Origin of the sequence: Halomonas beimenensis (assembly GCF_002549795.1) — a bacterium.
Classification (GTDB): Bacteria; Pseudomonadota; Gammaproteobacteria; order Pseudomonadales; family Halomonadaceae; genus Halomonas; species Halomonas beimenensis.
Map to the genome: position 1 here is coordinate 321,938 of NZ_CP021435.1, position 14,337 is coordinate 336,274.

At 68.3% G+C, this 14,337-nt stretch carries 14 protein-coding genes; 8 read left to right on the plus strand and 6 right to left on the minus strand.

The features are described 5' to 3' along the window. The first annotated feature begins 1 nt into the window (after position 1). The 4 genes from BEI_RS01555 to BEI_RS01570 all read left to right on the plus strand — a co-directional run bounded on the left by BEI_RS01555 (position 2) and on the right by BEI_RS01570 (position 4,155). Complete coding sequence (locus BEI_RS01555; protein WP_097787853.1) at positions 2-862, plus strand: intradiol ring-cleavage dioxygenase; 861 nt, start codon at positions 2-4, stop codon at positions 860-862. Between the two features lie 52 nt (positions 863-914). Further along, the gene (locus tag BEI_RS01560; RefSeq protein ID WP_097787854.1) at positions 915-1,505 is read left to right on the plus strand and encodes a malonic semialdehyde reductase; all 591 of its coding nucleotides are present in this window, start codon (positions 915-917) and stop codon (positions 1,503-1,505) included. 63 nt (positions 1,506-1,568) lie between these two features. Beyond that, on the plus strand, positions 1,569-2,315 hold the full coding sequence (locus tag BEI_RS01565) for a sulfite exporter TauE/SafE family protein (protein WP_097787855.1): 747 nt from the start codon (positions 1,569-1,571) through the stop codon (positions 2,313-2,315). Between the two features lie 70 nt (positions 2,316-2,385). After that, a complete protein-coding gene (locus BEI_RS01570) occupies positions 2,386-4,155 on the plus strand; it encodes an ABC transporter substrate-binding protein (protein WP_097787856.1) in 1,770 nt (589 codons plus the stop codon). Positions 4,156-4,170: 15 nt separating this feature from the next. On the opposite strand, the gene BEI_RS01575 is transcribed toward BEI_RS01570, so the two are convergent. After that, positions 4,171-4,974: an SDR family NAD(P)-dependent oxidoreductase gene (locus BEI_RS01575; protein WP_097787857.1), complete on the minus strand. Its 804-nt coding sequence runs from the start codon at positions 4,972-4,974 to the stop codon at positions 4,171-4,173. 599 nt (positions 4,975-5,573) lie between these two features. On the opposite strand from BEI_RS01575, the gene aroQ reads away from it, so the two are divergent. Beyond that, positions 5,574-6,011, plus strand: coding sequence for a type II 3-dehydroquinate dehydratase (gene aroQ, locus BEI_RS01580; protein WP_097787858.1), 438 nt, complete (start codon positions 5,574-5,576; stop codon positions 6,009-6,011). Between the two features lie 139 nt (positions 6,012-6,150). Here aroQ and BEI_RS19365 read toward each other — a convergent pair whose 3' ends face one another. Then, positions 6,151-6,285, minus strand: coding sequence for a hypothetical protein (locus tag BEI_RS19365; RefSeq protein ID WP_265331679.1), 135 nt, complete (start codon positions 6,283-6,285; stop codon positions 6,151-6,153). Between the two features lie 186 nt (positions 6,286-6,471). On the opposite strand from BEI_RS19365, the gene BEI_RS01585 reads away from it, so the two are divergent. Beyond that, complete coding sequence (locus BEI_RS01585) at positions 6,472-7,287, plus strand: M48 family metallopeptidase (RefSeq protein ID WP_097787859.1); 816 nt, start codon at positions 6,472-6,474, stop codon at positions 7,285-7,287. A 36-nt stretch (positions 7,288-7,323) separates the two neighbouring features. Further along, on the plus strand, positions 7,324-8,124 hold the full coding sequence (locus BEI_RS01590; protein WP_097787860.1) for an ion transporter: 801 nt from the start codon (positions 7,324-7,326) through the stop codon (positions 8,122-8,124). Positions 8,125-8,605: 481 nt separating this feature from the next. Here BEI_RS01590 and BEI_RS01600 read toward each other — a convergent pair whose 3' ends face one another. Beyond that, positions 8,606-9,607 carry an LLM class flavin-dependent oxidoreductase gene (locus BEI_RS01600; RefSeq protein ID WP_097787861.1) on the minus strand — a complete coding sequence of 334 codons (1,002 nt, stop codon included), beginning with the start codon at positions 9,605-9,607 and terminating at the stop codon, positions 8,606-8,608. Between the two features lie 116 nt (positions 9,608-9,723). Here BEI_RS01600 and BEI_RS01605 point away from each other — a divergent pair, with 116 nt between their 5' ends. After that, positions 9,724-9,909, plus strand: a complete 186-nt coding sequence (locus BEI_RS01605; protein WP_097787862.1) for a hypothetical protein — start codon at positions 9,724-9,726, stop codon at positions 9,907-9,909. 43 nt (positions 9,910-9,952) lie between these two features. On the opposite strand, the gene aguA is transcribed toward BEI_RS01605, so the two are convergent. The 3 genes from aguA to BEI_RS01620 form a co-directional block, all read right to left on the minus strand. Next, positions 9,953-11,074 (minus strand): agmatine deiminase, encoded by a 1,122-nt coding sequence (gene aguA, locus BEI_RS01610; protein ID WP_097787863.1) that lies wholly within the window; start codon positions 11,072-11,074, stop codon positions 9,953-9,955. An 8-nt stretch (positions 11,075-11,082) separates the two neighbouring features. Beyond that, complete coding sequence (locus BEI_RS01615; RefSeq protein WP_097790963.1) at positions 11,083-12,459, minus strand: Na+/H+ antiporter NhaC family protein; 1,377 nt, start codon at positions 12,457-12,459, stop codon at positions 11,083-11,085. A gap of 190 nt (positions 12,460-12,649) precedes the next feature. After that, complete coding sequence (locus BEI_RS01620) at positions 12,650-14,068, minus strand: aminotransferase (RefSeq protein WP_097787864.1); 1,419 nt, start codon at positions 14,066-14,068, stop codon at positions 12,650-12,652. Between the last annotated feature and the right edge of the window lie 269 nt (positions 14,069-14,337).

Genomic DNA, 14,337 nt, shown 5'->3' on the forward strand with positions numbered 1-14,337 from the left:
CATGCGAAACCTGACCGCCGAGAACATCACCGACGCCGTGATCGAGCAGTTCGCCGGCTGTGACGATGCCCGGCTGAAGACCCTGCTGAACAGCCTGGTCACCCACCTTCACGCCTTCCTCCGTGACGTGGAGCCGACGGAGGCGGAGTGGGGGCAGGCCATCGACTTCCTGACCCGCACCGGCCAGATGTGCGACGACCAGCGCCAGGAGTTCATCCTGCTCTCCGACACCCTGGGGGTGACCATGCTGGTGGATGCGATCAACCATCGCGTCACGAGTCCCGAGGTCTCCGAGAGCACCGTCCTCGGCCCCTTCTACGTGCCCGATCCGCCCGCGGCGGAGCAGGGCCAGGCCATCGACGGAGACGTGGAGGGTGAGCCGCTGTTCGTCGAGGGCCGGGTGCACGATGAGCATGGCGAGCCGCTGGCCGGCGTGACCATCGATGTCTGGCAGTCCGACGGCGAGGGCTTCTACGACGTGCAGAAGGAGATCGAGGGCGCCTCGCTGCGGGCTCGTTTCACCACCGACGACCAGGGGCGCTATGCCTTCTGGACCGTGACCCCGTCGGCCTATCCGATCCCCTCCGATGGCCCGGTCGGCCAGATGCTGGAGGCCACCGGCCGCCATCCCTACCGGCCGGCGCACGTGCACTTCATGCTGATGGCCGAGGGCTTCGAGACCCTGGTGACCCAGGTGTTCGCCGAGGGGGACGACTACCTGGATTCCGACGCGGTGTTCGGGGTCAAGGACTCCCTGGTCACCGAGTTCCGCCTCCAGGAGCCCGGCCGGGCCCCGGACGGCCGCGTCCTGGACATCCCCTACCGCCATCTTTGCTACGACTTCGGCCTCCAGCCTCGCTGAGCCGGCCGACCAAGCGATCCCGACACTCCCGACCCGCTAGAGAGGTAACGACATGAACGCCATCGACCAGAACGCCATCCAGACCCTGTTCACCGAGGCGCGCACCCACAACGTCTGGCTGGACCGCGACGTCAGCGAGCAGACCCTGCGCGAGCTCTATCACCTGATGCACTTCGGCCCCACGTCGATGAACTGCCAGCCCCTTCGCGTGCTCTTCCTGAAGAGCCAGGAAGCCAAGGAGCGCCTCAAGCCGGCACTGCTTCCCGGTAACCAGGAGAAGACCATGCAGGCGCCGGTGGTGGCCGTGCTGGGCTACGACACCGAGTTCTACGAGCACCTCCCGCGCATGTTTTCCCACAACAAGGAGGCCAAGTCGCTGTTCGAGGGCAAGCCGGACTTCATCAACGCCACGGCCTTTCGCAACAGCTCCATCCAGGGGGGGTATTTCATCCTGGCCGCTCGCGCTCTGGGACTGAGTGCCGGGCCGATGTCCGGCTTCAACAACGCCGCCGTGGACGAGGCCTTCTTCCCCGATGGCAAGGTGAAGAGCAACTTCCTGTGCAACCTGGGCTATGGCGATGCCTCGGCGCTCTTCCCGCGCCAGGATCGGTTCGCCTTCGACGAGGTCTGTGACGTTCTCTGATCGTCGTCATCCATCGCGGGGCCGTGCACGCACGGCCCCGCTGTCGTCAGGGGGCGGTTGCGCATGATCCTCGATCCTTCCTTGCTGGCCCTGCTGGTGGCGGGCGTGCTGCTCACCGGCATCTCCAAGTCGGGCTTAGCCGGCGGCGTGGGGGTGGTGGCGGTGCCGCTGATCTCCCTGCAGGCGAGCCCGGCCTTCGCGGTGGCCGTGATGCTGCCGTTGCTGATCGTGATGGACGCCTTCAGCCTGCGCGCCTGGTGGCGCCATCGCGTGGACGGCCTGCTGTGGCTGATGTTCCCGGCGGCGGTGCTCGGGGTCGGCGTCGGCTACCTGACCTATGGCCGCTGGGACGACGACCTCCTCAAGACCCTGCTGGGCGTCTTCTCCATCGTCTTCGCGCTGTGGGGGCTGCTCAAGCCGTTCCGTGGCTACCTCCTGCCGGGGTGGGTCGGGGCGCTGTGCGGTGGCATCGGCGGCTTCACCAGCTTCATCGCTCACGCCGGCGGGCCCCCGCTGAACTTCTACCTGCTGCAGGAACGGCTGACCAAGGAGCAGTTCCTGGGCACCGCGGTGGTCTTCCTCGCCGCCATCAACCTGGTCAAGCTGGTGCCCTACGGCCTGCTCGGCCTGCTGGTGGTCGACAACCTGATGGTGGCGCTGGCCCTGGTGCCGGTGGCCTGGCTGGGAGTGCGCCTGGGGCTGGTCATCCAGCGCCACCTCGACGGCGAGAAGTTCTTCCGGATCATCCTGCTGTTGCTGCTGGCGCTGGGGGGGCGGCTGACGCTGGACGGCAGCGGCTGGCTGACCTGAGCCCGGGTTTGCCGCCGCGATCACGGTGGCGCTATCTTGGAGCCGTGTCCGACCCCGAGGCGAGGCGAGCATGACCGACCACTCCGACGAGAGCCATCCGGAGGGCCCTTACGATCGGCTGACCCAGACGCCGATGTCGAAACTGTCCAGCACGGAGTTCGCCCGCTTCCTCGACTTCGTCGAGCGCTTCGAGGACGAGACCGAGCAGAGCCTCTCCATGGCCAACGGCTATCGGGAGATGCGCATGATGATCCACCTGATGCGCAATCACCTGGCCGGGCGCCTGACCACCCCCACGTCCCTGGCGGAGGCCTCGGGGCTGTCCTACGGCACCGCCAAGCGCGGCATCGAGAGCATCCGGCGGCGCGGCCTGGTCATCGCCCGCCCTCGAACCCGCACCGGCAAGACGGTCTCGCTGCATCCCTCCTCCGAGATGATCGCCGAGTGGGAGGCCTACGCGAACCGCATCAAGGCCCTCCTGGGCCCGCTGTTCGGCGTGGATCCCGCCTCGGAGCTGGGCAGCCGGATCTTCCTCGGCGCCGAGGCGGGGCGGGTGATCTCGCCGCCCGCCGTGCTCTCGGCACGCCTCGAGATGAAGGGGGGGCTGCGGACGCTGATCCATGCCGACCCCACCTTCACGGCGATGCACAACCTCAAGCGGCAGCTGGAGTCGATCTTCGGCCTCGAGATCCACAACACGGCGAAGTCGATCGACGGCCTGCTCGAGGAGATCCTCGACAACGCGCGCCGGGCGACCTCGCGCTACGACCTGGTGGCCTGCGACCTGCCGTGGTTCGGTGAGCTGGCCGCGAAGGGCGTCATCATGCCGCTCGATCCCCTGATCGAGCGCGACGGGCAGGACCTGTCCGACTTCCACCCGGTCGCCATCCGGAGTGCCCGCCATGCCGGGCGGCAGTACGGTATCCCGTTGCAGACGACGCCGGAGCTGCTCTGCTACCGGCGAGACCTGCTGGAGCAGGCCCGGCTCGATCCCCCGACCACCACCGATGGCCTGATCGAGGCCGCCCGGCGCCTCCACGATCCGGCGAAGGGGCGCTACGGGATCGCCTGGAACGCAGCCCGTGGCACGCCCCTGGGGCATACCTTCAGTTTCCTCATGGCCAAGTTCGGCCAGCCGATCGTCAACCTCAGCCCCACCGATGGCGGCTTCGACTTCGAGCAGGCGACCGGCGAGGCCCTGCGCCCGATGTTCCTGTCGGACGCGGCCTACCGCGCCTGCGAATACATGCTGGATATCCTGAAATTCTCGCCGCCCAACATCCTCCACATGGCCTGGTACGAGCGGGCCAAGTCCTATGCCGCCGGCGAATCCTGCCTGGCCTACTGCTACACCCTGCTGGCGCCGCTGATCGAGTTCGACCGGAAATCGCCGGCCTGGGGCAACACCGGCTATCTGCCGCATCCCACCGGTCAGTACGGCCGCACCATCACCCCGATCGGGGGCTATGCGCTGGCGATTCCGGCCAACCTGTCCGAGGAGCGGGTCGAGGCCGCCTGGACGGCCCTGCGCCACCTGACCTCGGCCAACATGTCGAAGCTCTACATCATGAACGGCAGCCTGGTGACGCCGCGCTTCAGCGTCAGCCAGGATCCCGAGGTCGCGGCGCTGTCCCCCCTGATCGGGATCGTGGACGACATGGCTCGCCGGGACATCCTCCAGGCCTGGCCGCGTCCGCCCGTGCCGGGGATCGCCGAGCTGATCGATATCGCCGGGAACGAGATCTTCGAGGTGCTGGACGGGCGGCGATCCATCAAGAAGGCCCTGTCCCGAGCTCAGGACAGGGCCGACCAGGCCATGCGGGCGCGAGGGGCGTACTGACCCCCCGTCCTCCCTTCACTGCATGACCATGCCACCGTCGATCATCAGCAGTTGACCGGTCATGTAATCCGATTCCTGGCTGGCCAGGAAGGCGGCGGTGCCGACCACGTCATCCGGATAGGAGTAGCGCTTCATCAGGATCATGCTATCGGCCAGTTGATCCATCGACTGCCCCTGCTTGTCGAACTTGCCGATCTCGACCAGGTCCTTGTCGAGCTGCTCCCAGAGTTCGGTGCGCACCACGCCGGGGCCGTAGCCATTGACGGTGATGTTGTGATCGACCAGGGCCTTGGCACCGCCGTTGATCATGGCGAGGATCGCGTGCTTGCTGCAGGCGTAGGGCACCACGTCGTCGAAGGCCTGGCGCGACAGGATCGAGCCGACGTTGATGATCTTGTAGGGGCCGTTCTCCTTGCCCTGGTCGATCATCTGCTTGGCCGCTTCCTGCATCCCGATCAGGCAGCCCAGGGCATTGACGTCCATGATCTGGTGCCAGTTCTCCTCGGTGATGTCGAGGAACATCAGCGGCTTGTTGATGCCGGCATTGTTCAGCATCACGTTCAGGCTGCCGAAGGCATCCACGGTGGCCTGCACGGCGGCCTTCATCTGCTCGCGGTCGGTCACGTCCAGGCGACAGGCGATCGCCTCGCCGCCCTTCTCGCGGATGCGGGCCACGACCTCCTCGCAGCCTTCCAGGTTGAGGTCCGCGACGCAGACCTTGGCGCCCTGGGCGGCATAGTATTCGGCGACGGCGGCGCCCATGCCGCGGGCGGCCCCGGTGATCAAGCAATGTTTTCCAGCCAGACGAGTCTTGTCCATCGTGTCACCTCTTGGACTTGTTGATGGCAGTGGCACGACGATCTGCCATGCCGATGCGGAACCCTGGGGAGACGCCATGGGGCGCTTCCCCGAATGTGAAGCGAGGCAGGTGGGCTCACGCCGCCTTGCACAAGCGCATTGTCGGCAGGTCCATGCGATCAGGGGTAACGGCCAGCGGTGGCATTCTGACCAGATTGGATGTTTTTCGCGGGAGAGCTCCGATCTCAGGGCTTTCGCAGTTGGATCTGGCGAGGAGTGCCGGGGACAGGTCGAAGAGGGGGGCCTACGCCAGGGGTGAGGAGGATTCCTCCGAACGGGCTGGCCACGGATGGCCAGCACCGGTCCTGCAAAGTGGAGCAGGATGCGAGAGCGCCGCAGGGCGTCGGTAGCGCCCAGGGAGGGGGTCACAGCGCCCCCTCGTCGGTCCGGCGCTCCGGGACCTGTCGACGGATCAGCCCCGAGCTATAACGCTAACTGCGATATCCCTGGCCCTGTTCCCCCTCGGCTCGACGCCGGCACAGGGGTCTGGGAACATGAGGCGTCAACCGACAGGGGCGGGATGCCCCTGTCTCACGGCGGTCCTCTCCGGAGATAGCACGATGAGTCAAGCCAAGGTCCTGGTCCTGCACGGCCCCAACCTCAACCTGCTGGGCACTCGCCAGCCCGCGGTCTACGGTCACGAGACCCTGGAGGACATCGACGACGCCCTGCGCGAACGGGCCGCCCGCGGCGGCTGGGAGATCCTCTGTCGGCAGAGCAACCACGAGGGCGAGCTGATCGACGCCATCCATGCCGCGAGACTCGACGGCACCGCGGCGATCATCATCAACCCCGCCGCCTACACCCATACCTCGGTGGCCATCCTCGATGCCCTCAATGCCTTCGACGGCCGGGTCATCGAGGTGCATCTCTCCAACGTCCACAAGCGCGAGGCCTTCCGTCATCACTCCTATGTCTCGCTGCGCGCCGACGGGGTGATCGCCGGCCTCGGCAGCCAGGGCTACCTGGCCGCCCTGGACGCGGTGATGGCCGGCTGAGGCCTCTGCCCGTCGGGGAGTTCGCGATCGGGGACGCGGTGACGGCTCCCGTGCAGGGGGCCACGCCTGGCCCACGTCATGATCCCGAGTCAACGCCTCATCCCACCTCGAGCGAGGCCGGCGGGGGGCATGGAGGCATTCAATACCACCAGAGATCATGGTATCCGCTGGACGGCTGAGTGCCCTGCTGGGCATGCTCCCGGCCCATCTGATTAGCGCAGCCGACCGTCAACAGGCCTACCAGCAACAACGTGATCAGGATCTTGATGCTCATGTCGCACCTCGCTTACCCATGCAGCGGTGATCATCGCGGCCGGCGTGACGAAATTGGCGTCCAGGACGCCGACCCGTCCGCCGGAGGGGCCCGTTCGGGGGCATGGTGTTTGGTCGAGAGCTCGGCGACTGAACTTACGGCCTGGAGCCGTTATGCTGACAACCTGTTCGCCAGGGGGAGACTGTGATGCGTTGGGTGCTTGGGGTGGCGATGGTCCTGCTGCTGGCCGGCTGCGAGGAGACGCCCACCGGCCGGTCGCAGCTGGCGCTGGTGCCCGACGGCCTGATGGCCGAGCTGGGCGAGCGGACCTTCGCGCAATTGCGCGAGCGCGAGCCCCCGGCCCGGGATCCGGCACTGAACCGGCAGGTGCAGTGCGTCGCCCGGGCGGTGGTGGAGGCCGCCCGGCGCCACTATCCCGAGACGGCGATGCCCGAGGCCTGGGAGGTGGTGGTGTTCGATGATCCCTCGCCCAACGCCTTCGCCCTGCCCGGCGGGCGGATCGGCGTCCACGCCGGCCTGCTGCGGGTCGCGCAGACGCCGTCTCAGCTGGCGGCGGTGATCGGCCACGAGGTCGCCCATGTGCTGGCCGATCACGGCAACGAGCGGCTCACCCAGCAGTTGGGCATCAAGGCCGCCCTGCTGTTGGTGGGGCTGCTCGGCGAAGGCGAGCTCGCCCAGGAGCCGTTGATGCGGGCCCTGGGTATCGGCGCCCGACTGGGCCTCACCCTGCCGTTCAGCCGCACCCACGAGGAGGAGGCCGACCTGATGGGCCTCGAGATCATGGCCGAGGCCGGCTTCGATCCGGCCCAGAGCGTGGCCCTGTGGCGCAACATGGCCGCCGCGGGCGGCGACCAGCCGCCGGAGTTCCTGTCGACCCACCCCGCCCACGGCTCGCGTATCGAGGCGCTCCAGGCTCACCTGGACCAGGCCCGGCGCCTGGGACGGCAGGCCTCGCCGCCGGCCTGCCGCGTCGGGCGCGACAAGCGCGCGGCAGGGGGGTAAGGTGCGGGCCGTGACCCCCGAGCCGATCTCCTTGCCATGAACGAACGCCTCACCCCCTTCCAGCTGCTGATCCTGGTGCTGTCCTTCTACGTCCTCGGAGCCCTGGCCGTGGACGTGCTGTTCGCGCTGCCCGCCGAGCTGTCGCGGCTGCTGCACTACCTCGACCTGGTGGTCTGCCTGTTCTTCTTCGCCGACTTCTGCATCCGCTTCCGGGCCGCGCCGGACAAGTGGCGCTTCATGCGCTGGGGCTGGATCGACCTGCTGGCGAGCATCCCGGCCGGGCTGCTGTTCGCCGGCCGCCTGGTGCGGGTGGTGCAGGTCATCCGCCTGCTGCGGGCCATCAAGTCGCTGCACATGATCTGGCGGCTGCTGTTCCGCAATCGCGCCGAGGGGATCTTCGCCTCGGCGGCCACGGCGACCCTGCTGCTGGTGGCCTTCGGCTCGATGACCATCCTGCTGGTGGAGGGCCCGAACCCCGACAGTGCCATCGACACCGCCGAGGAGGCGCTGTGGTGGGCCTTCGTCACCGTGACCACGGTGGGCTACGGAGACTTCTTCCCGGTGACCACCCTGGGTCGGGTGGTGGCGGTGGCGTTGATGGTCGCCGGCGTGGGGCTGTTCGGCAGCTTCGCCGCCTACGTGGGCTCGCTGTTCGTCGACGGCCAGGAGGACGAGCAGGCCCGGCTGCACCGGGCCAATCGCGACCTGATCCGCGAGCTGCACGGCGAGGTGCGGGCGCTGCGCGAGGAGGTGGGGGCGCTGAGGGGCGAGCTCGCCAGGGGCGGGGAGGCGGCCGACCGGCGCGAGGTCGGCGCCAGTCGTCGTCCTGCTCCTTGACCTCGTAGTCCCCCTCCAGGACCTGCTGATCCCGGGTCCGGCCGTCGCGGGACCGCGTCTCGCGGTAGGTGGTCTCCCGGTAGTGGGTCTCGCCGCCCACGTCCTGGGCCTGCTCGGCGCGCATGCGCTCCAGGCGCTTCTTCATGCGATGGCGGAGGAAGGGCAGCATGGCCCAGCCGACCAGCAGGAAGACGAGCCCCAGTACCAGGGCGACAACCATCATCACCCCGAAGGCCAGCCAGGTGAGCAGCAGCTTCAGGCCGCCGAGATGCCCGCCTGGCCGGGCCTGACGAGCGCGCTGCTGCCACTGCTGGGCCGCCCGCCAGGCGGCGTTGTGGCGCGGGTCCTTGGGATCGGGCATGGGGAACTCCCTCGACGAGACGGGCGGCGGACCGCCGTGAATGGCTGCCCGTTGGAAAGCGGCGGGCGGCAAACGTTCCTCCGGCGTCCGGCAAGCACGCCGGGGGAGGGGCCATTGACCTCACGCCGTCCCCTGGTGGAGATCGGCCAGGATGGCATAGCTGCGCAGGCGATCCTCCAGGGCGAAGACGTCGGTGTGGACCATCAGCTCGTCGGCGCCGGTCGAGGCGAGGAACGCCTCCAGGCCCTGGCGCACGGTCTGTGGCCCGCCGATCACCGCCGCGCCCAGGAACTGCTCGACCTGGGCCTGCTCCCGCGGCGTCCAGTCCATCTCCTCCACCGGGGGCAGGGCCTTGGTGCGACGACCGCGGATCATGCCGAGGAACTTCTGGCGCGAGGTGGTGGCCAGGTACTCGGCCTGGGTGTCACTGTCGGCGGCGATCACCGGCAGGCCGACCATGGCGTAGGGCACCTCGAGCACCGCCGAGGGCTGGAAGTGGTCGCGATAGACGGCCAGGGCCTCGTGGAGCATGGCCGGGGCGAACTGGGCGGCGAAGGCGAAGGGCAGGCCTTCCCGCGCGGCCAGGCGGGCGCTGTAGTCGCTGGAACCGAGCAGCCAGATCGGCACCCGGGTGCCCTGGCCGGGCACGGCGCGAACCCGCTGGTCCGGCCGGGCCTCCTCCAGGACCGCGCGCAGCTCCGCCAGCCGCTGGGGGAAGTCGTCCACCCCGGCGCGTGGATCCCGGCGCAGCGCCGCCATGGTGGCGGCGTCGGCGCCCGGGGCACGTCCCAGGCCCAGGTCGATGCGGCCCGGGTAGAGCGTCTCCAGGGTGCCGAACTGCTCGGCCACCACCAGCGGGGGATGGTTGGGCAGCATGATGCCGCCGCTGCCCACCCGGATGCGCGAGGTCTGGCCGGCGATATGGCCGATCAACACCGCCGTGGCGGCGCTGGCGATGCCTTCCAGGCCATGGTGCTCGGCCAGCCAGAAGCGCTTGAAGCCGCGTCGCTCGGCCAGCCGGGCCAGGGCGACGCTGTCACGGAAGCTGTCGGCGGCGCTGCCCCCCTGGCGGATCGGTGCCAGGTCCAGCACCGAGAGGGGAATCTCCTTGAAGCGTGGCATGACGGGCTCCGTTCGTCGGCTGACACCTCGACAAGATGGGGGCGCAGGCGTCGCAACGCAATGGCTGGCCGCTGGTCCTTGCAGCCCCTAAGCTCAGGATATCAGGTGAGAAACGGATGTCGGCCATGATCCTCATGCGCAGCGGTCCCCGGCCCCGCCGGCGAGGGGCCACCCGTCGTCGCGGGAGGCGACGCTTCGACTGGGCGCGCTTCGACCGCTGGCTCGATCGGTTGGTGACCTTCGCCGTGGTCACCGCCCTGGTGGTGGGCGGCGCCGCCCTGGTGGTCAGCCTGGTGCTGTGAGACGGGAAGGCCACCGCCCGGAGGCGGTGGCGGACGGTCGGGATCAGGGGCGGGGCTGCTGCTGGGTGATGCAGTGGATGTTGCCGCCGCCGAGCAGGATCTCCCGGGCCGGCACGCCGACCACCCGACGGGTCGGGAAGAGTCCCTGCAGCATCGCCCGGGCCTGGTCGTCCCGGGCCGGGTCGAGCAGCGGCATCACCACCACCTCGTTGCCGATGTAGAAGTTGACGTAGGAGCCGGCCATGCGGTCGCCGGGCTGGCGGGGGTGCGAGTGGCTCAGGCGGTCGATGCCGCTGGCCTCGTCCTCGGCGATGTGCAGCGGCCCCGGTTGGGGCAGCTTGTGGACCTTCAGCGTGCGGCCGCGGGCATCCCGGGCGGTCTCCAGCACGGCGAGCGCCTCCCGGGAGATGGCGTACTGGGGATCGGCCGGGTCGTCGCACCAGGTCAGCGCCACCTCGCCGGGGGCCACGAAGCAGGCCAGGTTGTCGACGTGGCCGTCGGTCTCGTCCCGGTAGCAGCCCCGCGGGATCCAGATGATGGTCTCCACGCCCAGGCTGTCGCGCAGTACCCTTTCCATGTCGGCCCTGGTCAGGTCGGGGTTGCGGTTGGGGTTGAGCAGGCACTCTTCGGTGGTGATCAGGGTGCCTTCGCCGTCCACGTGGATGGCCCCGCCCTCGAGCATCACCGGTACCGTGAAGCGCTCCACGCCGAGCATCTCGGCGATCTTGGTGCGGATGCGCCGATCCTTGTCCCAGGGGAAGTAGAGGCCGCCGTCCAGGCCGCCCCAGGCGTTGAACTCCCAGTCCACCATGGCCAGGCGACCGTCCGGGTGGGTGAGGAAGGTGGGGCCGACGTCGCGCATCCAGGCGTCGTTGCTCGACAGCTCCACCACGCGGATGTGGTCGGGCAGCTGGACGCGAGCGTTCTCGTACTGGTCGTCGTTGACCCCGACGAACACCGTCTCGCTCTCGGCGATGACCGTCGCCACCTCGACGAAGGCCTTCTGGGCCGGCTTGGCGCCGTAGCGCCAGTTGTCGGGACGCTGCGGCCACAGCATCCAGCAGGCATCGTGGGGGGCGAACTCCGCGGGCATGGCGAAGCCCTGGGCCGCCGGGGTGTCGTGGGGGGCGCCCGCCGGGGCGCCCGCTTGGTTGCGTGTCGTCATGGCAGGTCTCACAGGTGGCCGACCATCAGGAATACACCGGTGGCGATGGTCGCGGCAATCAGCACGTAGGGCAGCTGGGTCAGGGCATGGGCCATGGGCGTGCAGCCGCTGCCCTGGGCGGAGAGCACGGTGGAATCGCCGTAGAAGCAGGCGTGGCTGCCGAAGGCGCTGGCCGAGATGAGCGCGCCCACCACCAGCGGCATGCTGGCGTCGACGCTGGCCGCCAGCGGCAGCACGATGGGCATGGCCACGGCGAAGAGCCCCCAGAAGGAGCCGGTGGCGAAGGCCAGGAAGGCCATGGTGACGAAGACCACCGCCGGGAGCATGCCCGCGGTCATCAGCGGCTGCACGGTGGCGATCACGAAGTCGGTCAGGCCGAGGACGTCGTTGACCTCCTTGAGGGTGAAGCCGGCCACCAGGGTGCCCAGCGGCATGATCATGGCCTTGAAGCCCTCCAGCGCCGTGTCGAAGGTGTCATGGAAGCTCAGCAGACGCTGGGCGCCGATCAGCACCAGCGTCACGGCCAGCGCCACGATGACGCCGCGCAGGATGTCGATCTCGAAGTACCAGGTGAAGAAGATCAGGGTGGCGATCGGCAGCAGGAAGTTCATCAGGTGCGGGCGCGGCTTGCTCTCGTCCACCTCCAGGGCGGCGTCGTCGACGCCCTCGGGCATCGGCTGGCCGCCGGCGGCCCGGGCCTCGGCCGCCTTCATCGGGCCGATGTCGGGCATCCAGCCCAGCGCCACCAGCGGCACGATGGCCGCGGCCACCCAGGCATAGAACATGTAGGGGATGGCCTCGATGTACAGCCCCATGCCGTTGCCGGTCACGTCATTCTCCTCCAGCAGGCCGGCGAAGAACACCGCCCAGGTGGAGAAGGGCACCAGGATGCACACCGGCGCCGCCGTGGAATCGACGATGTAGGCGAGCTTCTCCCGGGAGATGTTGAAGCGGTCGGTGATCTTCTTCATCGAGGCGCTGATGGTCAGGGCGTTCAGGTAGTCGTCGACGAAGATGATCAGCCCCAGGAACCAGGTGGTGAGCAGGCTCTGATGCTTGGTGTGGATGCGGCGGGTCACGGTGTCGCCGAAACTGAGCACGCCGCCGGTCTTGACCAGCAGGGCGATCAGGCTGCCGAACAGGCCACAGACCAGGATGATCCAGGTGACGGTGTCGTTGCCCAGCACCCCGAGCAGGATGCCCGAGCCCTGGGTGACCACGGAGGTCGGGTCGACCATCACCAGGCCGACCAGGGTGCCGGCCAGCAGCGATTCGATGGTGCGTCGGGTGAGGATGGCCATGCCCAGCACCACGGCGGTGGGGACCAGGCTGTAGAGGCCATAGTCGTCGCCGTCGACGAGGGCGAAGTTGCTGAGGCTTGCCATCAGCACGACGACGAGAAATATCAGGCCACCCTTAGTCGCGCTGCCGAAGCCTATGGGGTGGGCCTTCGAGCCCGAAGGAGAGTGTGACATGGTCATTAACCCTAGTTGTTGAATTGTTGTGGTTGATCATTGCGCCGTGGCTCGCCCCGTCGGGAGATGCCGAGTGATACACGCGGCGGTTGCCGGCGGGTTACAGGTAACCGTCCTCCTTCAGGGACTCCGTGGCCGCGCCCAGGGCCTCGTCGAGGATGGCGACCACCCGGTCCACGGTGTCCCGGGACCAGACCAGGGGCGGCGAGACGATGTTCAAGTGGCCCACCGGGCGGATGATCAGGCCGCGCTTCTGGGCCTCGAAGGCGACCCGGTCGCCGACCCGCGCCTCCACCGGCAGCAGCGCCTTGGTCGCCTTGTCGGCCACGTTCTCGAGACACATCATGAAATGGCTGCCGCGCACGTCGCCCACGGTGGCGTGGTGGGAGAGCGTCTTGAGCCGCTCCTCCAGGTAGGGGCCCACCTCGCGGACGTTCTCGCAGATGCGCTCCCGCTCGATGATCTCGATGTTCTTGAGCGCCGCGGCACAGCTCACCGGATGTCCGGAGTAGGTGAAGCCGGTGCTCAGCACGCCGCCCTTGCGCTGTGGCGTGCCCAGGACCTCGTAGAGCTCGTCGGAGATCAGGGTCGCGCCCAGCGGGGCGTAGCCCGAGGACAGCCCCTTGGCGCAGTTGATGATGTCCGGACGGGTGTCGAACACCGCCTCGGAGGCGAAGAAGTGGCCCAGGCGGCCGAAGCCGGTGACCACCTCGTCGGCGATGAAGAGGATGTCGTTGGCGCGACACACTGCCTGCATGCGCTGGTGGTAGCCCTCCGGTGCGACCAGCACGCCGCCGGCCCCCATGATCGGCTCGGCGATGAAGGCGGCGATGTTGTCGGCGCCGATCTCGGCGATGGTCTCCTCGAACTCCTTCACCAGGTGATCGCAGTACTCGGCCTCGCTCATGCCCTCGGGACGCCGGTAGCAGTTGGCCTCGCTGAGGTGGGTGACCAGGTGGTCGAGGGTGTCGAAGTCCCAGTTGTTGCTCTCGATGCCGGTCAGGCTGGCGGCCAGGTAGGTGGTGCCGTGATAGGCGTTGTTGCGCGAGAGGATGCGCTTCTTCTCCGGCTTGCCCAGGCGGTTGAAGTAGTAGTGCACCAGGCGGATGGTGGCGTCGTTGGCCGCCGAGCCGCCGCAGCTGTAGAAGACGTGGTTGAGGTGGGCGGGCGCGAGCTCGGCGAGCTTGGCCGCGAGCTCGGCCGCCGGGGCGTTGGACAGGTTGTTGAAGGTCGAGAAGTAGGCCATGCGGGTGGCCTGGTCGGCCATGGCCTGTCCGATCTCGGCGCGGCCGTGACCGACGTTGACGCACCACAGCCCGGCGATGCCGTCGATGAAACGGTTGCCCTTGGCATCCTGGACGTGGATGCCCTCGCTGTCGGTGATCAGGTCGCAGCCTTCCTGGTGGAAGACGCTGAAGTCGGTGAAGGGGTGGATGAAGTGGTCCTTGTCCTTCTGCCACAGGGCCTTGGCATCGAGGACGGGATGGTCGGTCGTCGGGCGGGTGGTTGTTGTGGTCATGGCGTTACCTCCTGTCGAGTGGAGGTCAGCCTAGCCAGCCCCGGCAAGCGCGCGACATATCCTGATTGGGGTATATCGGGGCGTTGCGCCGCCCTCGTAAGGTGATCTCACGGCAAACAACGCCCCTGAGATCAGGGCTGCCGTTGGCATTGTCGCTCGGGGCTGTTCCGTCGACGGGCCTGCGAGGAGGCGCTGTGAACCCTTCCATGGGCGCTACCGACGCCGTCCATGGCGTAGGACCTCCTCTTCGCCCCGTCCCCGGCGCCCCT